The organism is Streptomyces sp. NPDC048484, assembly GCF_040651415.1.
In the GTDB taxonomy this organism is placed as follows: Bacteria; Actinomycetota; Actinomycetes; order Streptomycetales; family Streptomycetaceae; genus Streptomyces.
In genome coordinates this window covers 276,699-300,542 of the sequence record NZ_JBEZJY010000002.1, presented here as the reverse complement: position 1 = coordinate 300,542, position 23,844 = coordinate 276,699, and the positions used below count along the sequence as shown (strand labels likewise).

Genomic DNA, 23,844 nt, shown 5'->3' with positions numbered 1-23,844 from the left:
CGGGCGTCAGACCACCGCGCCGCGCCCCGGGTCGTCGTCCTCGTCGTCGCCGCGCATCCGCCCCACCAGCGTGGTGAAACCGCCGAGGAAGCCGCCGATGCCGAGCGTGGCGAGCCACCACGTCATCTCCCAGCCGAGCAGGACCGCGAGAAGGAGCAGCACGGGGCCGCCGATCACGCCCAGCCAGGCGAACTTGGACGTCGTGTCCGCGGCGGGCAGCGGGGGCGGCTCGGGCGGCACGAAGTGGCCCTCGTCGTCCTCGTCGAAGTCCTCCTCGGCCGGTTCGGCCGCCGGGTAGTCGCGTGGGCCCGCGACACCGGGCGCGAACGCGACCGAGCTGCCGAGCGGCTTCGGCTTCCCGTCGGCGGGCTCGTCCGCCGCCTCAGCTGCCGCCGTCGCCTCCGGGTCCGTGGCGTCCGTACCGCCCTTCCGGTCCTTTGCGCCCTTGGGCGTCGCGGCGGTCTTGGTGTCGGAGTCGCCCGGCCCGCCGGAGCCGTTCGTCTCGGGCTCAAGGAGCGCGAGGTCCTCCACCGACTTGAACGGCTTGGCGCCGGGCGGGTCCGGCGGTTCGTCGCCGTACCCCGCCACGATGGCCTCCCACGCCGCTGTCTCGTCGAACGACGGGCCCTGTTCCCCGCCGGGCGGCGCGTCCTTCTCGTCGGGCTCGCGGTCCGCGTCGTGCTCAGCCACCAGTGGCCGTCCCTTCCTGCTGACCCGCCTGACCCGCGCCGGCCTCCTTGCCGGCACCGGGTGCGAGCCGGGAGACGAAGGCGAAGCTCTCCTCGAAGATCCGGTCCGCGTCGTGGTCCAACGTCGCGACGTGGTAACTCTGTTCCAGAAGTATCTCCGTGACATCCACGGACGACACCCGGCTGAGGATGCGAGCCGAGTCTGCGGGGGGCACGACATGGTCCTGCGGGCTGCGCAGGAGCAGCATCGGCTGCGTCACCTGCGGGAGCTCGCCGTCGAGCAGCCGGTAGAAGGTGCGCATCGAGTGCGCGGCGTGCAGGGGCACCTTGTCGTAGCCGATCTCGACACCGCCGTCCTTGGCGATGTCGCTGGTGATGCCCTTCACCGTCCTGACGAAGTGGCGGACCACCGGCAGGGCGTACGCCGCGAGGCCGTGCACCTTGTTCGCCGGATTGACGACCACGACGCCGCTGACCTCGTCCCCGTGCTTCGCGGCGAGCCGCAGGGTGAGGGCGCCGCCCATGGAGAGGCCGAAGACGAAGACCTGGGAGCAGCGTTCGCGCAGGGCGCGCAGCTCACGGTCCACCTCCGCGTACCAGTCCTGCCAGCCGGTGAGCTGCATGTCCTGCCAGCGGGTGCCGTGCCCGGGCAGCAGGGGCAGCGCGACGGTCAGACCGCGCCCGGCGAGATACTCCGCCCAGGGGCGCAGTGACTGAGGGGAACCGGTGAAGCCGTGGCAGAGGAGGACCCCGACCTCTCCGCCCTCGTGGTGGAACGGCTCAGCTCCGGGAAGGACCGGCACCTTCGGTCTCCTGTTCATTCAAGGGCGACGCGACGATCACCCCGAAGCTTCGAGGTGTACTTCACCGTACGCGACGGCACTGACACCGACCAGGGCCGTCGGGTCCATTGGCAGTGCTCCGGGTTAAGGTCTGATCGACATACACAGGAGGCACTCGGGTGATCTACGGCGCAATGAAGTTCTCCATCGGAGGGCCCCTGAAGCTCGCCTTCAGACCCTGGGTGGAGGGCCTCGAGAACATTCCCGCCGAGGGCCCGGCCATCCTGGCGAGCAATCACCTGTCGTTCTCGGACTCGTTCTTCCTGCCCGCCGTCCTCGACCGCAAGGTCACCTTCATCGCGAAGGCCGAGTACTTCACCACCCCCGGCGTCAAGGGCCGGATGACCGCGGCCTTCTTCAAGGGCGTCGGCCAGCTGCCGGTGGACCGCTCCGGAGGGCGCGGCGCGGGCGAGGCGGCGATCAAGAGCGGCGTCGACGTCCTTGAGCGCGGCGAGCTCTTCGGCATCTACCCGGAGGGCACGCGGTCACCCGACGCCCGCCTCTATCGCGGCAAGCCCGGCGGTCTCGCGCGCGTGGCGCTGGCCAGCGGGGCGCCCGTCATCCCGGTCGCCATGATCGACACCGAGAAGATCCAGCCTCCGGGCAAGGTGATGCCCAAGCTGATGCGTCCGGGTATCCGCATCGGCAGGCCGCTGGACTTCAGCCGTTACAGCGGCATGGAGCACGACCGTTTCGTCCTGCGCGCGGTGACCGACGAGGTCATGTACGAAATCATGAAGCTCTCCGGACAGGAGTACGTCGACATCTACGCGACGGCCGCCAAGAGGCAGATCGCGGACGCGGCGAAGGCACAGAAGCAGGCGCACAAGGAAGCCCAGAAGGAAGCCGAGCAGGCCCGCAAGGCAGCCGAACAGGCCCAGGCGGACGCCGAGCCGGCCGACAAGGAGCAGTCCAGCTCCTAGACGCGGCCGCCGGGGGAATGGGGTAGTGGGGGACATGGCCAAGCGGGAGACAGTCATGAGAATGTCGGTCGAGCAGCCGCTGTGGCGCGCGCTCACCGGGTACCGCGTGCTGACGCTGTTCTACGCCATTGGTCTCTTCGTCACCAAGTACGACGAGTTCCTCCGCCCCGAAGTGGCCGTCGGCTACTTCGGGGTGCTCTTCGCGTGGACCTTCGCGACCCTGCCCAAGGTGGCGAACGCGGCGAGCTGTACCAAACGCTTCCTCGCGGCCGACCTGACCATCGCCCTCACCGGCGTCCTGCTCACCCCCGTCGCGGACGCCCACGACCGGATCGTGGAGGGCGGCCCGACCCTCCCGTCGATCTGGACCGCGGGCTCCGTACTGGCGTTCGCGATCAAGGGCGGCTGGCGCTGGGCGGCCTTCGCCTCGGCGCTCGTCGGCGTCGCCAACGTCGTGCAGCGCGGTGCGCTCAGCCAGGACACCCTCCACAACGTGCTGCTGGTCTGGGTCGCCTCCATCGCCATCGGATACGTCGTCGAGGTCGCCCGGGCCTCCGAGCGCACCCTGGCCCGCGCCCTGGAGATCGAGGCGGCGACGCGCGAGCGGGTGCGGCTCGCCCGTGACATCCACGACGGCGTCCTCCAGGTGCTCGCCATGGTGCAGCGGCGCGGCTCCGCGCTCGGCGGGGAGGCCGCGGACCTGGGCCGTCTCGCCGGCGAGCAGGAGGTGGCGCTGCGCACCCTGGTCTCCGGCGCGCTGGTACCCGTCTCACGGGTGTCGGAGGACGTGGTCGAGGGTGCCGTCGTACGCGCGGTGGACGAGCCCGACCCGAGGGACGACTCCGCTCCCTGTGACCTGCGCCCGCTGCTGGCCCCGTACGCCACCTCGAAGGTGACGTTCTCCGAGCCGGGCGCGTCGGTGCCGCTCGCGGCCGGAGCCGCGAAGGAACTGGCCGCCGCTGTCGGGGCCGCCCTGGACAACGTCCACCGCCACGCGGGCGCGGACGCCCGGGCGTGGATCCTGATCGAGGACGAGCCGGACGCGGTCGTCGTGACCGTGCGCGACGACGGCCCCGGCATCCCCGAGGGGCGGCTCGCCCAGGCCGAGGGGGAGGGGCGCCTGGGCGTCGCCCTGTCGATCCGTGGACGGCTGCGGGAGATCGGGGGCACCGCCGAGCTGATCTCGGTACCCGGGCAGGGCACGGAGGTCGAGCTGAAAGTACCGAAGGACGCAGTACCGAAGGACGTACCGAAGAACGTGCGGGACCCGAAGGCCCTGAAAGGGCCCAAGGGTGCACGGGGGAAGGCGGAGAAGGCATGAGTGAGCGGCAGGACCCGATCAGGGTCATGGTGGTCGACGACCATCCCATGTGGCGCGACGCGGTCGCCCGTGACCTGGCCGAGTCCGGATTCGACGTGATCGCGACCGCGGGCGACGGCGAGCAGGCGGTGCGCCGCGCCCAGGCCGCCGGGCCCGACGTCCTCGTGCTGGACCTGAACCTGCCCGCGAAGCCCGGTGTGCAGGTCTGCAAGGAACTCGTCGGCCTCAACCCCGCCCTGCGCGTCCTGGTCCTCTCCGCGAGCGGCGAGCACGCCGACGTCCTGGAAGCGGTCAAGTCGGGCGCCACCGGCTACCTGCTCAAGTCCGCCTCCACGGAGGAGCTGATCGACGCGGTGCGCCGCACGGCCGTCGGCGACCCGGTCTTCACCCCGGGCCTGGCGGGCCTGGTCCTCGGCGAGTACCGCAGACTCGCCTCCGACCCCGGGCCCGCCACGGGCGGCGACGAGCCCAGGGCCCCGCAGCTCACAGACCGCGAGACCGAGGTGCTCCGGCTGGTGGCCAAGGGCCTGAGCTATAAGCAGATCGCCGAGCGCCTCGTCATCTCTCACCGCACCGTGCAGAACCACGTCCAGAACACCCTGGGCAAGCTGCAACTGCACAACCGCGTGGAGTTGGTGCGCTATGCCATAGAGCGGGGCCTCGACGACGCGTAAACCCGTCGATACCCACCATCGAGTGAAGGTGAGTGATCAACACCCGCACAATTCACCGGAATTGACCTTCCGCCCCCTGCTTAAGTGACCTGGATCACTATTAGCGTGAGTCCCGTCAGGCAACCGCGGCGAAGGGACTTTCCATGCGGGTCGGAGTACTGACCGGAGGCGGCGACTGCCCCGGGCTCAACGCCGTCATCCGGGGCATCGTCCGTAAGGGCGTGCAGGAGTACGGCTACGACTTCACCGGCTTCCGGGACGGCTGGAGGGGTCCGCTGGAAGGCGACTCCATCCGGCTCGACATTCCCGCCGTGCGGGGCATCCTGCCCCGGGGCGGCACCATCCTCGGCTCCTCGCGCACCAACCCCCTGAAGGCCGAGAACGGCATCCGCCGGATCAAGGAGAACCTCGCCAAGTGCGAGGTGGACGCCCTGATCGCGATCGGCGGCGAGGACACCCTGGGGGTCGCGGCACGCCTCACCGACGAGTACGGGGTGCCCGTCGTCGGCGTACCGAAGACCATCGACAACGACCTGTCCGCCACCGACTACACCTTCGGATTCGACACCGCCGTCGGTATCGCGACCGAGGCGATCGACCGGCTGCACACCACCGCCGAGTCGCACATGCGGGTGCTGGTGTGCGAGGTGATGGGCCGGCACGCGGGGTGGATCGCGCTCCACTCGGGCCTCGCGGGCGGGGCCAACGTCATCCTCATCCCCGAGCAGCGTTTCGACGTCGACCAGGTCTGTGCCTGGGTGACCTCGCGCTTCAAGGCCTCGTACGCGCCGATCGTGGTCGTCGCCGAGGGGGCGATGCCCAAGGACGGCGACATGGTCCTCAAGGACGGTTCGCTGGACTCCTTCGGACATGTGCGGCTCTCCGGCGTCGGGGAGTGGCTGTCCAAGGAGATCGAGCGCCGCACCGGCAAGGAGGCCCGGACGACGGTCCTCGGGCACGTCCAGCGCGGTGGCACGCCCAGTGCGTTCGACCGGTGGCTCGCCACGAGGTTCGGTCTGCATGCCATCGAGGCCGTCCGGGACGGGGACTTCGGCAAGATGGTCGCCCTCCAGGGCACCGACATCGTCCGCGTCCCGATCGCGGAGGCCACGGCCCGCCTGAAGACGGTGGATCCCCGCCTGTACGCGGAGGTGGGCGTCTTCTTCGGCTGAGTTCCCTCCTGGCGCGCTTCGCGCTTGTCCTCAAACGCCGGAGGGGCTGGCATGTCAGCCTCTCCGGCGTTTGATTGAGGAGCGGGGGTTCGGGGGCGGAGCCCCCGGGACGGGACGGGAAGGGGCGGCGGGGGCGAAAACCGGCGCTCGGCTACCGGGCGGGCCGCCGCTCCGAGAACGCGCCGGCGCCCGTGCCCGCCCCCGCGCGCACCTGATCCAGCAGCTCCCGTACGACGTCCGCGCCACGCAGCGTCAGCACCGACTCGGGGTGGAACTGCACCCCGGCGAAGCCCGCCCCGCGCAGCGCGTGCACCTCGCCCGCCCGGCTGCGGGCGGCCTCGATGCCGTGGGCCGCCAGTTCGAGCGCGGCCTCGTCGTCGCAGCGCGCCACGAAGCTGTTGTAGAAGCCGACGGTCTCCGTCCGCCCGAACAGGTCGATGTCCGTCTGCGCGCCCTGGTACGGGATCTCCTTGCGCACGATCTCCAGCCCCAGTTCCGCCGCGATCAGCTCGTGGCCGAGGCAGAGCCCCAGGACACCGTGCCGGTGCCCGCGGAGCACCTCCGCGGTGAGGCCGCGCAGGAAGGCCATCTTCGGGTCCGTCATGTCGGACGGATCGCCCGGGCCGGGCCCCAGCACCAGCGGGCCCTCGTGCGCGAGGACCGTCTCCCGCAGCCCCGCCTCGTCGTACCGCCGTACGGTCACCGTGAGCCCGGACGAGCGCAGCAGATGCGCGAGCATCGCCGTGAAGGTGTCCTCCCCGTCCACGACGAGCACATGGCCCGACGACCCGGCCGACGGCTCCTGCATCCGCAGCCAGAACGGGGCCAGCGAAGCCCGCCGCCCGTCGAGCGCGGCCCGCACCCGCGGATCGTCGGCGAGGCTCGCCCGCGCGGCGCCCCCGCCCGGCCGCCCGGGGCCTACTCCCAGGGCGGCCAGCACACCCGCCGCCTTCGCGTGGGTCTCCGCGACCTCGCTCGCCGGGTCCGAGCCCCGGACGAGCGTCGCGCCCACCGGCACCCGCAGCCGTCCACCCCCGTCGATGTCGGCGGTCCGGATGAGGATGGGGGAGTCGAGGGCCTGGGCGCCGCCCTCGTCGCGTCCGATCAGGGCGAGGGCGCCCGCGTAGTAGCCGCGCCCGGCCCCGTCCCGCCCGAGGGGCTCGTACCGCTCGATCACCCGGCAGGCGTTCTGCACCGGCGATCCCGTGACGGTCGCGGCGAACATGGTCTCCTTCAGCACCTCGCGCACGTCCAGCGACGACCTGCCCCGCAACTCGTACTCGGTGTGCGCGAGATGGGCCATCTCCTTGAGCCGCGGCCCGATCACGACCCCGCCCATGTCGCCGACCGTGCACATCATCTTGAGCTCCTCGTCGACGACCATCGAGAGCTCCTCGATCTCCTTGCCGTCGGCCAGGAACTCCAGCAGGTCCTCGGGTGTCGGCCCCTCGGCGGGGTAGCGGTACGTCCCGCTGATCGGGTTCATCACGACGGTCCCGCCGGACATCCGCACATGGACCTCGGGGCTCGCCCCGACCAGGGTCCGGTCGCCGGTGTGCACCACGAACGTCCAGTACGCCCCGCGCTCACCCACCAGCAGCCGCCGGAAGAGCGCCAGCGCGTCGGCCCGCCCGAACCCCGGGATTTCCCCCTCGTACGTCCGCCGGATGACGAAGTTGGCGCCCTCGCCCCGCCCGATCTCCTCACGCAGCACCCGCCCGACGATCTCCGCGTACTCCTCGTCCGCGACGTCGAAGCCCCCGTCCTCGACCCGCACGTCGTGCGCGGGCAGCTCCGACAGGACCTGCTCCAGGGAAAGCTCGTACGACACCTCCGGCGTGAGCACCGAGAGCGGGGTGCCGTCGTCGTGGGCGTCGAAGCCGCGCTCGCGGATCTGGCGGTAGGGGACGAGGGCGAGCCCCTCGGGGATGTCGGCCAGCCGCTCGTGCTCGGTGACCGGGCCGAGCAGCAACTCGACGGTGTCGTGATCGTGGCCCGGCGTACGGCGCCGCAGCAGCGCGAACGGGCGGGGATCGTCCAGCAGATCGAGCAGGTTCATGGGTCCTGTTCCTTCTCGGCGTCTCGGTGAGAGAGGTGTGGAGAGAGGCGGAGAGGAACGGTCCCGGTCGCGGAAACACCGAAGGCCGCCCCTCGGGCGGCCTTCGCGAAGTCTTGCGTACGCGCAGTCAGTGGGCCGCCGGGTGAGCGGTCCACCACCAGTTCTGGTTCTGGGTCGGGTGCGCGAACATGCGTCGCACCTTATCCCATGCGAGATTCATGCGAGATCCCATGCGTGCGGCCCGTCTCACTTGATGAGCAGGTGGATGGACGCCCGACACGACCCCGTAATGTTGACGCCGTGACCGTGAACGCTAAGTCCAGCGCCAGCGCTGGCAACACCTGGCGAGACCTGCCCGCGGCGCAGCAGCCCGAGTACCCCGATGCTGAGGCTCTGCGCGAAGTGATCGCGGACCTCGAGTCGTATCCGCCGCTCGTCTTCGCCGGCGAGTGCGACCAGCTGCGCGCCCGGCTGGGAGCCGTCGCCAAGGGCGAGGCGTTCCTCCTTCAGGGCGGCGACTGCGCCGAGGCCTTCGACGCCGTGTCCGCCGACCAGATCCGCAACAAACTCAAGACGCTCCTCCAGATGGGCGCCGTCCTCACGTACGCGGCGTCCGTGCCGGTCGTGAAGGTCGGCCGTATCGCCGGCCAGTACTCGAAGCCCCGCTCCAAGGGCACCGAGACCCGTGACGGCGTGACCCTGCCGACGTACCGCGGCGACTCGGTCAACGGCTTCGATTTCAACGAGAAGGCCCGCATCCCGGACCCCGAGCGCCTGAAGCGGATGTACAACGCCTCCGCCTCCACGCTCAACCTGGTCCGCGCCTTCACCACCGGCGGTTACGCCCACCTGCGCCAGGTGCACGCCTGGAACCAGGACTTCGTGCGGACCTCGCCGTCCGGGCAGCGCTACGAGCAGCTGGCGCGCGAGATCGACCAGGCACTGAACTTCATGAACGCCTGCGGGGCCGACCCGGAGGAGTTCAAGACCGTCGAGTTCTACGCCTCGCACGAGGCGCTGCTTCTCGACTACGAGTCGGCGCTGACCAGGGTCGACTCCCGCACCGGGAAGCTGTACGACGTCTCGGGCCACATGGTGTGGATCGGTGAGCGCACCCGTCAGCTGGACGGGGCGCACATCGAGTTCGCCTCGAAGATCCGCAACCCGATCGGGATCAAGCTGGGCCCGACGACGACGGCCGAGGACGCGCTGGAGTACATCGAGCGGCTCGACCCGGACCGTGAGCCGGGCCGGCTGACCTTCATCGTCCGCATGGGCGCCGACAAGGTCCGCGACAGGCTGCCCGAGCTGGTCGAGAAGGTCACCGCCTCGGGTGCGGCGGTCGCCTGGATCACCGACCCGATGCACGGCAACACCTACGAGGCGGCCTCCGGCCACAAGACCCGCCGCTTCGATGACGTGCTCGACGAGGTCAAGGGCTTCTTCGAGGTCCACAAGGCGCTGGGCACCCACCCGGGTGGTATTCACGTCGAGCTCACCGGCGACGACGTCACCGAGTGCGTGGGCGGCGGCGACGAGATCTTCGTCGACGATCTGCACCAGCGCTACGAGACGGCCTGCGACCCCCGCCTGAACCGCAGCCAGTCCCTTGACCTGGCCTTCCTGGTGGCGGAGATGTACCGGGACCAGTAGCAGATCATCGGCCGTTCCGGTTGTTACAGACGCATGCGGTGGGGCGCGGATCACATACGATCCGCGCCCCACCGCACTTTTGCAGCTCGGAGTCGGCGGGTAAGGTTAGGTTAGCCTCACCGATCTTCGGGGACGGCGTGACCTATCGAATCCCGTCGGGAGGTGCACCGCGTGTTCGTCTGCAACTGCTTCGGAGTGACCGAGGCACAGGTGAAGAAGCACGCGGAGGGCGGCGCCTGCACCCCTCGGCAGATAGCGTCCGCCTGCAAGGCGGGCACCGACTGCGGATCCTGCGTACGGCGCATCCAGGCACTGCTGGGCCGAGGCGCCCTCCCCGGTCGCGAGCCGGCGGCTCAGGACATTCCCGCGTTCGCGGAAGTGGAGCGGCTGGACGAGGCCGCGTAGCCCTGAAGCGGCTCAGCTCTCCGGCTGCTCGATGAGCTGTGCGATGTAGAGCGCCTCGCCGAGCTTCTCCACCAGATCCAGCTGGGTGTCCAGGTAGTCGATGTGGTGCTCCTCGTCCTCGAGGATCGACTCGAAGATGTTCGCGGACGTGATGTCGCCCTTGGTCCGCATCACCTCGATGCCGCGCTTGAGCCGGTCGATCGCCTCGACCTCGACCTGTCGGTCCGCCTGGAACATCTCGGTGACCGTCTGCCCCACCCGGACGTGGAAGAGCCGCTGGTAGTTCGGCAGACCGTCCAGGAAGAGGATGCGGTCGGTCAGCAACTCCGCGTGCTTCATCTCGTCGAAGGACTCGTGCCGCGTGTACTTCGCGAGCTTCGTCCAGCCGAAGTTCTCCTGCATCTTCGCGTGCAGGAAGTACTGGTTGATCGCGGTGAGCTCGCCGGTCAGCTGCTCATTGAGAAATTCGAGAACCTCGGGGTCGCCCTGCATCGCAGAGGCTCCTTCCAAGCGGGGGGAACTGGCGGGTTGCGCCGCATGATTGCACCGGCGTCGAAGATCGTCCAGTAAGTGCATGCTTAGTAAGTAAGCACAGGCTTAGTCCGTCTTGTCGCGGTTGACCGAGTGGGTACTGACCTGGTCATGTCCACCTTCCCGGTCTGTCAGGATGGAGTCATGGGTCAGCCGGTGGATCGTGAATCTGGAGAAACAGCACAGTCGGAGCTTCCGCCGGGACAACGACTCCAGCGGGGCTGGCCGGTCACGCACTACGGGCCCGTGCCCAAGTTCCGCCCCGAGCGCTGGGAGTTCAGGGTCTTCGGCGCCACCGCCGACAGTGAGAAGCACTGCTGGACCCACGACGAGTTCACGGCCCTGCCGTACGCGACGGTCGTGGCCGACCTGCACTGCGTCACGAAGTTCAGCATGATCGGCGCGGAGTGGGGCGGTGTTCCGGCCCGGACGATCCTGGAGATCGCTCCGCCCGCACCCACCGTCACCCACGTCATGGTCTGGGCGGAGTACGGCTTCAGCTCGAATCTGCGCCTCGACGACTTCGCGTCGGAGCGCTCGATCCTCGCCACTCACAAGGACGGCGAACTGCTCACCGCGGAACACGGCTTTCCCCTGCGTCTCGTCGTGCCGCAGCTGTACGCCTGGAAGGGCCCCAAGTGGGTCCGCGGTGTGGAGTACATGACCGCCGACCGTCGCGGCTTCTGGGAGGAGCGCGGCTATCACAACGTCGGCGATCCCTGGCGGGAGCAGCGTTACTCGTACCAGGAGGAGCCCGGAGACGGCCCCGAGCTCTGACGGCTCACCACCTCACGCCGTCCGTGCCTCACGCTGTCCGTCAGACGCAGGTTCTGAGCTTCTTCAGCCGCTCCACGTCCGCCGTGTGCCCCTCCTTGCCACCGGGCGTCTCGATGATCAGCGGTACGCCCTCGGTGGCGGGGTGGGTCATCAGGGCGCGGAACGGGTCCTCGCCGATGTGGCCGACGCCGATGTTCTCGTGCCGGTCCTTGTGGGCGCCTGCCACGTCCTTGGAGTCATTGGCGTGGATCAGCTTCAGGCGGCCCTCGCCGACCGTGTCCACCAGCAGATCGAGAGTCTGGTGCATCCCGCTCGGCCCGGTGAGGTCGTGCCCCGCGGCGAAGATGTGGCACGTGTCCAGGCAGACACCCAGCTTCGGATGGGAGTCGAGCGCCTCGAAGTACGGGCCGAAGTCCCAGGTCCGCGAGCAGAGCGAGGCGCCCTGGCCGGCGGTCGACTCAAGGAGGAGGTGGGGGTCGTCGTCGTGGGTCAGCTCGTCGAGCAGCGGCAGCAGATACTCGCGCACCTGCCGGAGCGCGACCGGGCGTTCCCGGCCGCCGGTGGCCGAGCCCGTGTGCACGACCACGCCCAGCGCCCCGATGGCGCGCCCCCGGCGCAGCGAGTGCCGCAGCGACTCCACCGACTTCTCCACGGTCGCCTCGGTGTGCGAGCCGAAGTTGATCAGGTAGGGCGCGTGGACGTACGCGGGAAGGGACTCCGCGGCGCAGGCCGCACGGAACGCCTCGTCCTGGACCGGGTTCCCGGGCGGTGTCGCCCAGCCGCGCGGGTTGGCGACGAAGACCTGGACGGCCTCGGCGGCCAGGTCGCGCGCGTACGAGAGGCCTACGGAGGCGAGGCCTCCGGCGACGGGGACATGGCCGCCGACGGGGTTGCGGGACTGGTCAGTGCTCACCCTCCCAGGGTGTCACGCGGTCCCGGCCGCCCTGTCGGCGGATGTCTCGGCGGACGTCCTCGGAACGCCTCGCTCAGCCGACCTCGATGGTGATCGTCGACCCCTTGGGCGCCGTCTCGCCGCCTTCCGTCGACTGGCTCTTGACCTCGTCGCCGCCGAAGATGTCGAGCAGATCGCGGTCCTCCTTGACCTCGAAGCCGGCCTCTTCCAGTTCCTGCTTCGCGTCGTCGACACTGTCGCCCACGACGTCCGGGACCTCGACCAACGGCGGGCCCTTGGACACCGTCAGCTTGACGGTGCCGCCCTGGGCCACCTGCCGGTCGGGGTCGGGCGACTGCTCGGCCACCTGACCGGCGTCGTAGTCGGAGGTGACCCGCTCGGAGGCGACCTCGACCGTCAGGCCCGCGTCCTCCAGTTCCTCCTTGGCGTCGGCCAGGTCGTCGCCGAGCACGTCGGGCACGTCCACCGGGCTGCCCTTGCTGACGACGAGGGCGATCGCCGCGCCGCCGCGGCGCTCGGTGCCCGCCCCCGGCTCGGTGCTGATCACCTGGCCCACGACGACGTCGTCGCTGAAGGCCTTGGTGACCATGCCGGCCACGAGCCCCTCCTTCTCCAGCCGTTCCTTCGCCTTGCCGAGCACGAAGCCCTTGAGGTCCGGCACACGCACGACGTTCGGGCCCTTGGAAACCGTCAGCGTCACGGAGCCGTTGTCGCGGATCCGGGTGGCCGGCTTGGGATCGCTGCTGATGACCTTGCCGCGCTTGACGGTGTCGCTGTACTCGGTTTTGACGGCTTTCACGTCGAGGCCGGCGTCCTGGAGGCGCTGCTGGGCCTTCGCCTCGGTCTGGTTGAGCACCGCCGGGACCTCGGTGAACTGCCCGGAGTTGATGTACCAGATCCCCGCGCCGACCCCGAGGGCCAGCAGGACCGCGGCGATGATCGCGAGCAGGCCCCGGCGCGGGGACAGGCTGCGGCGGCGCCGCGGGGGCTCGGGCGGCGGGGACGGCAGGAAGCTCGTGTGGTGCAGTTCCGCGTCGTCGTTCACCGGGAGCGGCCGCGGCACCGACAGCGAGCGCGGGATCACACTCGTACGGTTGTCGGCGCCCGGACGGTCCGTGGAGAGGGCCCCCGGGGGTACGGCGTCCAGCTGGTCGTCGCTCAGGGCGCTGCGCGCGTCCAGGGTCTGCGCGAGCAGCGCCACCGCGTCGTACGGGCGGACCTCGGGGTTGCGCGCGGTGGCCGTCGTGACCAGCTCGTCGAGCTCGTGGGCCAGGCCGGGCACGGCCGCCGACGGCGGGGGCACGTCCTCGTGGAGGTGCTTGTAGAGCACCGCTGCGGGCGAGTCCCCCAGGTGCGGCCGGTCGCCGGTGAGCATCTCGAAGAGGAGGATGCCGCAGGCGTACACGTCCACCCGGGGGTCGGCCGTGCCGTTCTCTATCTGCTCCGGTGCGAGATACGACACAGTGCCCAGTACGGCACCCGTCGTGTGGGTGACCGTGTCCACGGCCCGTACGAGACCGAAGTCCGCCACCTTCACCCGGCCGTCGTCCCCTATCAGGACGTTCTCCGGCTTCATGTCACGGTGTACGAATCCGGCGCGGTGCGCGGCGCCGAGCGCGGCGAGGACCGGCTCCAGGATGTCCAGCGCCGCCCGCGGCTGGAGCGCCCCGCGCTCGCGCAGCACGTCGCGAAGGGTGCATCCGGCCACGTACTCCATCGCCAGATAGACGTAGCCGCCGTCGGCGCCCTGGTCGAAGACCTGCACCACGTTCGGATGGGCGAGCCTCGCCACCGACTTGGCCTCGCGGATGAAGCGGTCGACGAACGAGACGTCGGCGGCCAGGGCCGGATGCATCACCTTGAGCGCGAGCACCCGGTCCAGGCGGGTGTCCACGGCCCGGTAGACCGTGGCCATCCCGCCGACCGCGATGCGCGCGTCGACGCGATACCGACCGTCGAGCACATGCCCGACCAACGGGTCCTGAAGGGTCGTATCCACGCAGGTGAGTGTACGAGCCGTCACTGACGGCGCGGCCCGCCCGGGCGGTTCCGGGGCGGTACTGAAGCCGAGCTGTGACGGACCTCGCACGCTGACCAGGGCGGCACGGCATATGGATTCGGACAGATGTTCAAGCCGAAGCTCAGAAAGCGGGTCGTTCCGGATCCAAGCGCGCGATTCCGTCCGCCGGCGACGAGGCTTCGGCGAAGTGGCGGCGCGGAATGCGGCCCGCCCGGTACGCCAGCCGTCCGGCCTCGACCGCGTGCCGCATGGCCTCGGCCATGAGGGCCGGCTCCTGCGCCCGGGTCACGGCCGAGGCGAGCATCACACCGGCGCAGCCCAGCTCCATGGCGAGCGCGGCGTCCGACGCCGTACCGGCTCCCGCGTCCAGGATCACCGGCACGCGCGCGTGCTCCACGATCAGCTGGAAGTTGTGCGGATTGCGGATCCCGAGCCCCGAGCCGATGGGCGACCCCAGCGGCATGACCGCGGCGCAGCCCACGTCCTCCAGCTTCCGCGCGAGGACCGGGTCGTCGTTCGTGTAGGGGAGGACCGTGAAGCCGTCGTCGACGAGGGTCTCGGCGGCGTCGAGCAGTTCGATCGGATCGGGCAGCAGCGTGCGCTCGTCGGCGATGACCTCCAGTTTGACCAGGTCCGTGCTGAGCGCCTCGCGCGCGAGGCGGGCCGTCAGCACGGCCTCCCCCGCGGTGAAACAGCCCGCGGTGTTGGGCAAAACGCGGATCCCGAGCCGGTCGAGCACGGAGAGGACCGAGCCGTGGGCTCCGGGACTCACGCGCCGCATCGCGACCGTCGTCAGTTCCGTGCCGGACGCGACGAGTGAGCGCTCCAGGACGTCGAGGCTGGGGGCACCGCCGGTGCCCATGATCAGACGGGACGCGAAGGACGTACCGCCGAGGACGAAGGGGTCGTCGGCCATGGGTCAGCCTCCTTGGACGGCGGTGAGTACCTCGACGCGGTCTCCCTCGCGCAGGAGGGTTCCCGGCCACTGCGCGCGCGGAACGACGGTCTCGTTCAGCGCGGCGGCGACACCGGAGGGGGCCGCGCAGAGAGCGGTGACGAGGGTGTCGAGGGCGGTGTCGGCGGCGAGTTGCCGCCGCTCCCCGTTGACGAGGACGGTCACGCTCATACGGGCTGCTCCATGAGTGCGGCGGCGTCGAACCGCCCGGGGGCGAACGGGCGGGCCTCGTCCGGGAGTTCGCCGGTGACCAGGGCGTGCGCCAGGGCGTCGCCGGTGACCGGGGTGAGCAGCACACCGTTGCGGTGGTGGCCGGTCGCCAGCAACAGCCCGGGGAGCCCGCTCGGGCCGAGCAGGGGCGCGTTGTCGGGGGAGCAGGGACGCAGTCCGGCCCGGGTCTCGGTGAGCGGCAGCTCGGTGATGCCGGGGACGAGTTCGTGGGCGTCCCGCAGCAGTTCGTACACGCCGCCCGCCGTCACCGTGGTGTCCCAGCCCAGCTCCTCGCTGGTCGCGCCGACGACGAGTTCGCCGCTCTCACGCGGCACCAGGTAGACGTGGCTGCCGCGGACGACGGCACGCACCGTCCGGCTCAGGAAGGGCGCGCTCCGGCTCAGCAGGGCCGGGCTCCGCTCCGGCATGGTCAGCCGCAGCACCTGCCCCTTCACGGGACGCACCGGCGGCAGTACGTCCTCGGGCACGCCCGCGAGGCGTCCGCTGAGGCTGCCCGCGGCGAGGACCACCTGCCCCGCGGACAGCTCGGTGCCGTCCGTCGTGGTGACTCCGGCGGCCCGGCCCCCTGTGACGGTGAGCCGCTCGGCCCATCTGCGGTGGAAGACCACTCCGGCCCGCTCACAGGCCGTGACCAGGGCCGCGGCGAGCCGTCGGGGGTCGATCTGGTGGTCGCCGTCCACCCGCAGCCCGCCCCGCACTCCCGGCGCGAGCATCGGCTCCAGGCGCCGGCACTCACGGCCGCTCAGCCACTCCGACTCCAGGCCCGACCGGCGCTGCAGGGCGTGCAGTTCCCGCAGATGGGCGCGGTCGTCGGCGTCGAGCGCCACGGTCAGCGTGCCGCACTGCCGGTAGCCGAGGTCCACGCCGGTCGCCTCGGTCAGCTCGGCGACGAAGTCCGGATAGCGCCGCGCCGAGGCCAGGTTGAGGCCGAGCAGGGTCCCCTCGCCGTAGTGCAGCTCGGTGACGGCGGCCAGCATCCCGGCCGCGACCTGCGCGGCGCCGCCGCCCGGTTCGGGGTCGACGAGCGCGGTCGTGAACCCGCGCTGCGCGGCGCGCCAGGCGGTGACCAGACCGATGATCCCGCCCCCGACGACCAGGACGTCGGAGACCAGGACGTCGGGTGAAGATGCTTGTGATGTACGCGACATGGGCGTCCAGCCCCTCCCTTCGCCGGCATGACCCGGATCAGGTTCGTACGGTCGGAGGCCGCCCCAGCCTCCCTCTCAGCCCGGTGCGTCCGGACTCCCGCGAGTGCTCTGCGCCGACCACCCTAGCTCTTCGCCTCGCACCGCAGTAAGGGAGCCGCGCGGCGTGCCCCGCTCGCCCGACGGACCCGTACGCGCCCCTGACCGACGATTCCACCCCTGTCTATGGTGACCGGGTGAGCGAGCTGACGCAGGTACGGAGTCCGACGGTGCGACCGGGTGTCGTGATCGTCGGTGCGGGCATGGCCGGGGTTCAGACGGCCGTGGCCCTGCGGGAACAGAGTTTCACCGGAAGCGTGACCTTGATCGGCGCGGAGCCCCACCAGCCGTACGACCGTCCGCCGCTGTCCAAGGCCGTGCTGCTCGGCAAGGCCGAGGGCTCCGCCTTCGACGTCGACTTCGAGAGCCTCGACGTCGAGCTGCGCCTGGGGCTCGAAGTGACCGGCGTGCGCCCGGCCCGGCGCGAACTCGACACGGCCCACGGCCCCGTCCCGTACGACGTCCTGGTCGTCGCCACGGGAGCGGAACCGATCCGGCTGCCCGGCGCCGAGGGCGTACCCGGCGTCCATCTGCTGCGCACCCTCGACGACGCCGAGCGGCTGCGCCCCGTGCTCGCCCGGCAGCACGACATCGTGGTGGTGGGCGCGGGCTGGATCGGCGCGGAGTTCGCCACGGCGGCGCGTGAGGCGGGGTGCGCGGTGACCGTCGTCGAGGCCGCCGACCGGCCGCTCGTCGGCGTGCTGCCGGCCGAGGTGGCCGCTCCCATGGCCGCCTGGTACGAGGACAGCGGGGCGTCGCTGCGCACCCACGCGCGCGTGGAACGCGTCGAGCCCGGCGCGGTGGTGCTGGACGACGGGTCGCGGCTGCCCGCGGACGCCGTCGTCGTCGGAATCGGGGCGCGGCCCGCCACGGCCTGGCTGGCCGGCTCGGGGATCGAACTGGGCGCCCACCGGGAGGTCGTCGCGGACGACCACCTGCGCACCTCCGTCCCCGACGTGTACGCGGTCGGCGACTGCGCGTCGTTCCCGTCGGGCCGCTACGGCGAGCGCCTGCTGGTCCACCACTGGGACAACGCGCTCCAGGGCCCGCGCACCGTCGCGGCGAACATCGTCGGCGAGACGCCCGCCCCGTACGACCCGGTGCCCTACTTCTGGTCCGAGCAGTTCGGCCGCTTCGTCCAGTACGCGGGGCATCACGGATCCGCGGACACCCTGACCTGGCGCGGCGATCCGACCACCCCCTCCTGGTCGGTGTGCTGGCTCCGGGACAGCCGCCTGGTCGCGGTCCTGGCGGTGGGCAGGCCCCGGGACCTGGCGCAGGGGCGACGGCTGATCGAGTCGGGCACCCGAATGGACCCGGCCCTGCTGGCGGACCCGGCACGGCCGCTGAAGGGGGCCGTGGCCTGACCACACCGCCCCGGTCGACCGGCCGGGGCACCGGGTGTGAGTCCGGGCCCGGGTACCGGGTGTCAGTCCGAGATGGCAGGCTTGTGTCCGTGACCGAGATTGACGCAAAGATCGATGCTCTCGTCCCCGCCTGGCTCACCCTCCCCGACATCGCCGAACAGTTCGGCGTCGAGGTGACGCGCGTCCGGCAGCTGGTCAGGGAAGGCCAGCTCATCGCCGTACGCCGTGGTGAGAACCGCGCGCTGCACGTCCCCGCCGCCTTTGTCGACGCGGACGAACAGAAGGTCGTCAAGGGCCTGACCGGCACCTTGACGCTCCTGCGGGACGACGGCTTCTCCGACGAAGAGATGCTCGAGTGGCTCTTCACCCCCGACGAGAGCCTGCCCGGTACCCCCGCGCAGGCTCTGAGTGAGAATCGCGGCACGGAGGTGAAGCGCCGCGCCCAGGCGCTCGCCGTCTGACCTGACCACGCCGCACGGCGTACGGGCCGCGTGCCCCGCAGGCCCGCGGCCCGTACGCCACCGACACGCCACGGGGGGCCCACGCATGCCCGTATCCACCGCACGCGCCCAGCTCGCCGACGCCAGGGTCTACCTCTGTACGGACGCTCGCAGGCGCCAGGGCGACCTCGCCGGCTTCCTGGACGCCGTCCTCGCGGGCGGCGTGGACATAGTGCAGCTGCGGGACAAGGGCATGGAGGCGGCCGAGGAACTGGAACACCTCGCCGTCCTCGCGGAGGCCTGCCGCCGGCACGGCAAACTGCTCGCCGTGAACGACCGGGCCGACGTCGCCCACGCCGTCGGGGCCGACGTCCTGCACCTCGGTCAGGGAGACCTGCCCGTCCCCGCCGCCCGGGCGATCCTCGGCGACGAGGTCCTGATCGGCCGCTCCACCCACGCCGGGCCCGAGGCCTCGGCCGCCGCCGCCCAGGACGGCGTGGACTACTTCTGCACGGGGCCCTGCTGGCCGACCCCCACCAAGCCGGGGCGCCACGCGCCGGGCCTCGACCTGGTCCGCCACACGGCCGCGCTGGCCACGGACCGTCCCTGGTTCGCCATCGGCGGCATCGACCTCGGCAACCTCGACGAGGTGCTCGAAGCGGGCGCGCGTCGCGTCGTCGTCGTACGGTCCATCACCGAGGCCGGTGATCCGGGAGCGGCCGCGGCGGAGTTCGCGAAGCGCCTGAGGGCGGTGTGAGCCGGAGGCCGCGGACGGCCCGAGTCGGAGGTCCGGCAGCGCTCCGGCAGTAAGCTGTCAGGGGTTCGGCAGCGGTCCGACAGAGGTTCGGTCGAGGCATGGTTGTCCGAGGAGTGGACAACAAGTCGACAAATCGGGCAATTTCTCCGCATCCGGTTGGGGGACCGTCTCCCCCTGGCTAACCTGCGGGTATGGCCCTCGGATCTGCTTCCACCAGGACTGACCACGCCCGCACCGTGCGGGACATGCTCGCGACGGGAAAGACGACGTTTTCGTTCGAGTTCTGGGCGCCGAAGACCGAAAAGGGCGAGCGGAACCTGTGGAACGCGCTGCGCAGGGTCGAGGCGGTCGCGCCCAGTTTCGTCTCCGTGACGTACGGGGCGGGCGGCACCACCCGCGCCGGGACGGTCAAGGCGACGGAACAGATCGTGTCCGACACGACACTCACCCCGGTCGCCCACCTCACCGCGGTCAACCACTCCATCGCGGAACTGCGCAACATCATCGGCCAGTACGCGGACGCCGGGATCCGGAACATGCTCGCCGTGCGCGGCGACCCGCCCGGTGACCCGATGGCCGACTGGGTGGCGCACCCCCAGGGCCTCACCTACGCGGCCGAACTCGTCCGGCTCATCAAGGAGTCGGGCGACTTCTGCGTGGGAGTCGCGGCCTTCCCGGAGATGCATCCGCGGTCCGCGGACTGGGACGCGGACGTCGCGAACTTCGTCGACAAGTGCCGGGCCGGCGCCGACTACGCGATCACGCAGATGTTCTTCCAGCCGGACGCGTACCTGCGGCTGCGTGACCGGGTCGACGCGGCGGGTTGCACTACGCCGATCATCCCCGAGGTCATGCCGGTGACCAGCGTGAAGATGCTGGAGAGATTGCCGAAACTGAGCAATGCGTCGTTCCCGGATGCCCTGAAAGAGCGGATCCTCACAGCCAAAGACGATCCGGCGGCTGTACGCTCCATTGGCATCGAGTTCGCCACGGAGTTCTGCGCGGGGCTGCTGGCCGAGGGAGTCCCCGGACTGCATTTCATTACGTTGAACAACTCCACTGCGACGCTGGAAATCTACGAGAACCTTGGCCTGCATCACCCACAGCGGGTCTAGACCGGTCGCATCGTCGTACGACACACTGCGTAGCGGCCACCTGTGAGAGGGGCGTACATGGGCTGGACGGTCCTCTATATCGCGTTCGGCATCGTCGCGCTGTGGCTGCTGGGCGAGGTACTGCTGCAGTACAAGGCGCGGCTGCGCTGGCGGCTGCTGGCCTTCGGCGGCTTCCTCGGGGTGGTCTTCGGTGTCCTGATCCCGAACGTGCTGGTCATCGGTCTGGGTGCGGCTGCCTTCGCCGTCGGGCAGACGTACGTCACGCTGTCGTTCCGCAGCGGCTTCGCGTCCGGCTGGGCCGTCTCCGGACGCCCGGGCCTCACCAAGCGCCGCCGGGGCGAGCCCGAGCGCAAGGACCCGACGCTGGAGGTCACGGACCTCCAGGCCGCGGAGACCGGAACGTATCCTCAACCGGACTTCGGCCGGAACGAGAGCTTCGGCGGGGACGACGCCTTCGGGCGTGACGACTCGGTCTTCGGGCAGCGCCCCGGGACTGCCGCCGAGTCCGCTTCCGCTTCCGGCTCCGTCTACGAGCCGCAGCCGCTGCCCGACGACACCGGCCAGTACGGCGTCTACAGCGAGGCGGCCTACGCCGCGGCCACGGACCCCGCGTACGCCGCCTCGGCCCAGGGGCAGGCGCAGGGACAAGAGCAGGGGCAGGCGCAGGGCCAGGCCCAGGACCAGTTCGCCCAGAACTACGGATACGACGGCTACTCGAACTACGACCAGCAGCAGCAGTACGGCTACGACACCGGGCAACAGCAGCAGTACCCCGCCTACGCCGACCCGTACGCCGGCTCGCAGTCCTACGACGCCGCCTCGTACGGCCAGTCCTACGACGCCTCGCAGCAGCAGTACGGGCAGCAAGGACAGCAGGGGCAGCAGGATTACGGACAGGACCAGTACGCTGCGGGCGGTTACGGCGGCGAGACCCCGGCCGGCGGTGTCTGGGTGCCGCAGCAGCGGACCACCGAGGACCCGTACGGGGGCGAACTCCCGCAGGAGCAGCCGTATCCCTACGAGGGCAACGGCCAGCAGGAACAGCCGGGCCAGCAGGGCCAGCAGGGCGGGTACGACGAGCAGCAGTACCGGTACTGAACCCGGCGCGATCTCGGCGCGGCGCCCGCCGCAGGGGCGCCACCGGGTGTCACTGCGAGCCCCGGAAGTCCGGTCCCTCCACGATCAGTCCGGCGACCAGAGCCCCCGACATGCCCGCGTGCGGAAGCCCGCCGCCGGGGTGCGCCCAGCCGCCGACCGCGAACAGGCCCGGAACGCCGGTGGCGTTGGCCGGCCGCAGCAGTGCGCCGTCCCCGCCGGCCAGCGCGGGAGCGGGCACACCGCCCCCCTCCGCTCCGGTCTCCCGCTCCGTGTGCAGCGGAGTCCGTACCTCGCGCCACAGCACGCGCTCGCGCAGGTCCGGCACCGCCCGCTCCGCGGCGGCGACCATGCGGTCGGCGAAGCTGTCGGCGGCACCGGCAGCGGCCCAGTCGTAGTGCGCGAGGGACGGCACTGTCGCCGTGAGGACCACGGACTCGTGGGCGTCGTCCGGGCGCAGCAGCGGATCGCCGGGACGGTCCACCCACACCGTGGGCCGCGGCGGCACCGTACCGGTTTTGAAAGTGTGGCCCAACTCCTCGGCCCGGTCCGTGGTGTGCACGACCGTGCGGTGCGCGGTGCCCGTCTCGCGCGGGCCGCGCAGGGCGAGGCAGACCACAGCCCTGCCGCAGGACCGGGACACGGGGTGCGGTGCGGGTGACTCGCCCCCGTACAGATCACCGCGGCCTGTCAGGCTCTCCAGCAGCTCAGGCGGGCCGCCCACCACGAAGTCCGCCTCGGCGACGGTCCCGTCCTTCAGCTCCACGCCGGCCGCCCGGCCGTCCTTCTCCGTGACCGAGACGACCTCGGCCCCGAAACGGAACTCCACCCGGCGGGCCAGACAGCGCTCGTACACGGCCCGGGCCAGCTCCCGGATCCCGCCGCGCACGTACCACGCGCCGAAGGCGTGCTCCATGTACGGCAGGACGGCCGCGCTCGCCGGGACCGCGCCCGGGTCGAGGCCGTACGCCAGCGCGTAACTCTCCAGGAGGGCGGCGAGGCGCGGGTCGCCCAGTTCCCCGGAGCCGACCTCCGAGAGACGGCGCGCCGTACGCGTACGCAGCAGGCGCCGTTGCCGCAGTGCCGGATAGGGCTCGCGCTCGCCGAGGACCTGCCAGTCGGACCACAACGGCTCCTCCAGGAGTGGCCGCCGCGTCCGGTCCCAGGCCTCGCGCGCCCGGACCAGGAAGTCGCCCCAGCGCTCACCCGCGCCCGCGCCCAGAGCCTCGTCCAGGGCCGAGACGACGCCCGCGCGCGAGGCGTTGGGCAGCGGGACCTCCGTGCCGTCGGCGAAGACGTGCCGAGCCGCCGGGTCGACCTGGACCAGGTCGACACATGCCTCCAGGGGCTCCTTGCCCGTCTTGACGAACAGGTCGCGGTACACCGCGGGGACCGGGAGCAGGCCGGGGCCGGTGTCGAAGGCGAAGCCGTCGCGCTCGAAGCGGCCCACCGCGCCGCCGTACGTCGCCGTGCGCTCGTACACCGTCACCCGGTGGCCCGCGACGGTCAGCCGCGCGGCGGCCGCCATTGCGCCCATCCCGGCGCCGATCACCACAATGCGTGCCATGACAGGGACTTTATCGGCCGCCACCGACAGCCGGTCGCGCCGGGGAAACCCCCAGGCCCCCGGCCGGAGGGAGTCCGGAGGGAGTACGGACACGGACGCGATCGTGACCAGTCGGCGTCGGCGCGTCCTGAGCATGAATGCGTAGGCCTGAGTACGTACCTAGGGGGTGAGTTGAGTACGCGCACGGATGGGCGCCGACCTGCGGGAACGAGAGAGTGGAGGCACGGAAAAGGGCGCGGCTCCCGTACCGCCGACACGGGGCGGCGGAACGGCGCAGTGCCCTCTACCGCTCCTTCCGCCGAGGACTCGGCGGGAGCGAGGCACGGGGCCCGAGGGGGACCGAACGGGGAACCGTCGGGGGAGCACGGGGGACGCACGGGGGAGCACAAGAGGGGCGCCGGTACGGCGTGGCCCGCGGGGGACGCGGCCACTACGGACCGGCGCTCACTTGCGTCCGAGGCGCTCCCCGCCGACTCTCCCCTGGAGCAGCAGCGACAGCGCCGCGTGGACGTCGTCCAGGGACCGCTGCGGCTGGAACGCCAGCCAGTCCAGGGCCGCCACCAGCACCATGCCGACCAGCGCCGCCGCCGTCAGCGGGGTGTCGATCTCGTCGCTCAGCTCGCCGTTCGCGATCCCGTCGCGCAGCACGTCCTCGACGACCGCGACGGCCTCCTGTCTGACCACCATCAGGGTGGACTGCCAGGCCCGGTTGGTGCGCCACAGCTCCGCCACGTAGAGCTGCGTGAAGGCCGGGTAGCGGCCGATGAAGCCGAGGCCCGCCCGGATCATCGCGTCCAGCGCGTCGACCCTGCTGCCCCCGTCCCTGTCGGTCTTCTCGACCGCCTCCCGCAGGGAGGCGGTGAGCAGCCCCACACCGTGCCGGAGCAACTCCTCGAAGAGGACGGACTTGCTCGCGAAGTTGTAGTAGACCGTGCCCTTCGCCACTCCCGCACGCTCGGCGATCTCGTCCACGGTGGTGGCCGAGAAGCCCTGCTCGGCGATGAGGGTCACCGCCGCCTCGTAGAGCTTCTGCCGGGTCGCCTGTCTCCGGCCGTCGCCGCTGCCCACCGTCCTGCTGCTTTCCATGGCCCTGA

The 23,844-nt window shown here is 71.1% G+C and carries 24 protein-coding genes and 1 riboswitch; of the genes, 12 read left to right on the top strand and 12 right to left on the bottom strand.

Annotation, left to right across the window (positions count from 1 at the left end; all coding sequences use genetic code 11):
* Window positions 1-6: 6 nt before the first annotated feature.
* On the bottom strand, window positions 7-690 hold the full coding sequence (locus AB0D14_RS03160; RefSeq protein WP_362773858.1) for a hypothetical protein: 684 nt from the start codon (window positions 688-690) through the stop codon (window positions 7-9).
* A complete protein-coding gene (locus tag AB0D14_RS03155; RefSeq protein ID WP_362773855.1) occupies window positions 683-1,492 on the bottom strand; it encodes an alpha/beta fold hydrolase in 810 nt (269 codons plus the stop codon). The genes AB0D14_RS03160 and AB0D14_RS03155 overlap by 8 nt, the downstream gene beginning before the upstream one ends.
* A gap of 173 nt (window positions 1,493-1,665) precedes the next feature.
* On the opposite strand from AB0D14_RS03155, the gene AB0D14_RS03150 reads away from it, so the two are divergent.
* The 4 genes from AB0D14_RS03150 to AB0D14_RS03135 all read left to right on the top strand — a co-directional run bounded on the left by AB0D14_RS03150 (window position 1,666) and on the right by AB0D14_RS03135 (window position 5,621).
* Entirely contained in the window at window positions 1,666-2,454 is a 789-nt protein-coding gene (locus AB0D14_RS03150) for a lysophospholipid acyltransferase family protein (protein WP_362773937.1), read from the top strand.
* 34 nt (window positions 2,455-2,488) lie between these two features.
* Entirely contained in the window at window positions 2,489-3,775 is a 1,287-nt protein-coding gene (locus AB0D14_RS03145; RefSeq protein WP_362773852.1) for a DUF5931 domain-containing protein, read from the top strand.
* Window positions 3,772-4,449, top strand: a complete 678-nt coding sequence (locus AB0D14_RS03140) for a response regulator transcription factor (protein ID WP_362773849.1) — start codon at window positions 3,772-3,774, stop codon at window positions 4,447-4,449. Before AB0D14_RS03145 ends, AB0D14_RS03140 begins: the two co-directional genes overlap by 4 nt.
* 143 nt (window positions 4,450-4,592) lie before the next feature.
* The gene (locus tag AB0D14_RS03135) at window positions 4,593-5,621 is read left to right on the top strand and encodes a 6-phosphofructokinase (protein WP_362773846.1); all 1,029 of its coding nucleotides are present in this window, start codon (window positions 4,593-4,595) and stop codon (window positions 5,619-5,621) included.
* Between the two features lie 151 nt (window positions 5,622-5,772).
* On the opposite strand, the gene AB0D14_RS03130 is transcribed toward AB0D14_RS03135, so the two are convergent.
* Both AB0D14_RS03130 and AB0D14_RS03125 read right to left on the bottom strand, forming a co-directional pair.
* Window positions 5,773-7,680, bottom strand: coding sequence for an anthranilate synthase family protein (locus AB0D14_RS03130; RefSeq protein ID WP_362773843.1), 1,908 nt, complete (start codon window positions 7,678-7,680; stop codon window positions 5,773-5,775).
* Window positions 7,681-7,807: 127 nt separating this feature from the next.
* Window positions 7,808-7,870, bottom strand: coding sequence for a trp operon leader peptide (locus AB0D14_RS03125; RefSeq protein ID WP_152776879.1), 63 nt, complete (start codon window positions 7,868-7,870; stop codon window positions 7,808-7,810).
* A 110-nt stretch (window positions 7,871-7,980) separates the two neighbouring features.
* Here AB0D14_RS03125 and AB0D14_RS03120 point away from each other — a divergent pair, with 110 nt between their 5' ends.
* Window positions 7,981-9,333: a class II 3-deoxy-7-phosphoheptulonate synthase gene (locus tag AB0D14_RS03120; protein ID WP_362773840.1), complete on the top strand. Its 1,353-nt coding sequence runs from the start codon at window positions 7,981-7,983 to the stop codon at window positions 9,331-9,333.
* A gap of 162 nt (window positions 9,334-9,495) precedes the next feature.
* On the top strand, window positions 9,496-9,738 hold the full coding sequence (locus AB0D14_RS03115) for a (2Fe-2S)-binding protein (RefSeq protein WP_362773837.1): 243 nt from the start codon (window positions 9,496-9,498) through the stop codon (window positions 9,736-9,738).
* A 12-nt stretch (window positions 9,739-9,750) separates the two neighbouring features.
* On the opposite strand, the gene bfr is transcribed toward AB0D14_RS03115, so the two are convergent.
* Entirely contained in the window at window positions 9,751-10,230 is a 480-nt protein-coding gene (gene bfr, locus AB0D14_RS03110; protein ID WP_362773835.1) for a bacterioferritin, read from the bottom strand.
* A gap of 183 nt (window positions 10,231-10,413) precedes the next feature.
* Between bfr and AB0D14_RS03105 the strand changes: the two genes are divergently transcribed.
* Window positions 10,414-11,046, top strand: a complete 633-nt coding sequence (locus AB0D14_RS03105) for a sulfite oxidase-like oxidoreductase (RefSeq protein WP_362773832.1) — start codon at window positions 10,414-10,416, stop codon at window positions 11,044-11,046.
* Between the two features lie 40 nt (window positions 11,047-11,086).
* Here AB0D14_RS03105 and AB0D14_RS03100 read toward each other — a convergent pair whose 3' ends face one another.
* From AB0D14_RS03100 to thiO, 5 genes are all read right to left on the bottom strand, one after another.
* Complete coding sequence (locus tag AB0D14_RS03100) at window positions 11,087-11,959, bottom strand: deoxyribonuclease IV (protein WP_362773829.1); 873 nt, start codon at window positions 11,957-11,959, stop codon at window positions 11,087-11,089.
* 73 nt (window positions 11,960-12,032) lie between these two features.
* Entirely contained in the window at window positions 12,033-13,958 is a 1,926-nt protein-coding gene (gene pknB / locus AB0D14_RS03095; protein ID WP_362773826.1) for a Stk1 family PASTA domain-containing Ser/Thr kinase, read from the bottom strand.
* Window positions 13,959-14,100: 142 nt separating this feature from the next.
* Window positions 14,101-14,895 carry a thiazole synthase gene (locus AB0D14_RS03090; protein WP_362773823.1) on the bottom strand — a complete coding sequence of 265 codons (795 nt, stop codon included), beginning with the start codon at window positions 14,893-14,895 and terminating at the stop codon, window positions 14,101-14,103.
* A 3-nt stretch (window positions 14,896-14,898) separates the two neighbouring features.
* On the bottom strand, window positions 14,899-15,105 hold the full coding sequence (gene thiS, locus AB0D14_RS03085; RefSeq protein ID WP_362773820.1) for a sulfur carrier protein ThiS: 207 nt from the start codon (window positions 15,103-15,105) through the stop codon (window positions 14,899-14,901).
* Entirely contained in the window at window positions 15,102-16,313 is a 1,212-nt protein-coding gene (gene thiO, locus AB0D14_RS03080) for a glycine oxidase ThiO (RefSeq protein ID WP_362773818.1), read from the bottom strand. The genes thiS and thiO overlap by 4 nt, the downstream gene beginning before the upstream one ends.
* Window positions 16,311-16,424: riboswitch (TPP riboswitch) on the bottom strand. (Overlaps the previous gene by 3 nt.)
* Before the next feature lie 188 nt (window positions 16,425-16,612).
* On the opposite strand from thiO, the gene AB0D14_RS03075 reads away from it, so the two are divergent.
* From AB0D14_RS03075 to AB0D14_RS03055, 5 genes are all read left to right on the top strand, one after another.
* Window positions 16,613-17,776: an FAD-dependent oxidoreductase gene (locus AB0D14_RS03075; RefSeq protein WP_362773934.1), complete on the top strand. Its 1,164-nt coding sequence runs from the start codon at window positions 16,613-16,615 to the stop codon at window positions 17,774-17,776.
* An 89-nt stretch (window positions 17,777-17,865) separates the two neighbouring features.
* On the top strand, window positions 17,866-18,237 hold the full coding sequence (locus tag AB0D14_RS03070; protein ID WP_362773815.1) for an Rv2175c family DNA-binding protein: 372 nt from the start codon (window positions 17,866-17,868) through the stop codon (window positions 18,235-18,237).
* Between the two features lie 85 nt (window positions 18,238-18,322).
* Window positions 18,323-18,973: a thiamine phosphate synthase gene (gene thiE, locus AB0D14_RS03065; protein ID WP_362773812.1), complete on the top strand. Its 651-nt coding sequence runs from the start codon at window positions 18,323-18,325 to the stop codon at window positions 18,971-18,973.
* A 191-nt stretch (window positions 18,974-19,164) separates the two neighbouring features.
* Entirely contained in the window at window positions 19,165-20,088 is a 924-nt protein-coding gene (metF, locus tag AB0D14_RS03060; RefSeq protein WP_362773809.1) for a methylenetetrahydrofolate reductase [NAD(P)H], read from the top strand.
* Window positions 20,089-20,145: 57 nt separating this feature from the next.
* The gene (locus AB0D14_RS03055) at window positions 20,146-21,186 is read left to right on the top strand and encodes a hypothetical protein (RefSeq protein WP_362773807.1); all 1,041 of its coding nucleotides are present in this window, start codon (window positions 20,146-20,148) and stop codon (window positions 21,184-21,186) included.
* Between the two features lie 49 nt (window positions 21,187-21,235).
* Here AB0D14_RS03055 and AB0D14_RS03050 read toward each other — a convergent pair whose 3' ends face one another.
* Together AB0D14_RS03050 and AB0D14_RS03045 are read right to left on the bottom strand one after the other, a co-directional pair.
* On the bottom strand, window positions 21,236-22,750 hold the full coding sequence (locus AB0D14_RS03050) for an NAD(P)/FAD-dependent oxidoreductase (RefSeq protein ID WP_362773805.1): 1,515 nt from the start codon (window positions 22,748-22,750) through the stop codon (window positions 21,236-21,238).
* Window positions 22,751-23,194: 444 nt separating this feature from the next.
* On the bottom strand, window positions 23,195-23,836 hold the full coding sequence (locus AB0D14_RS03045) for a TetR/AcrR family transcriptional regulator (protein ID WP_362773802.1): 642 nt from the start codon (window positions 23,834-23,836) through the stop codon (window positions 23,195-23,197).
* Window positions 23,837-23,844: the final 8 nt, after the last annotated feature.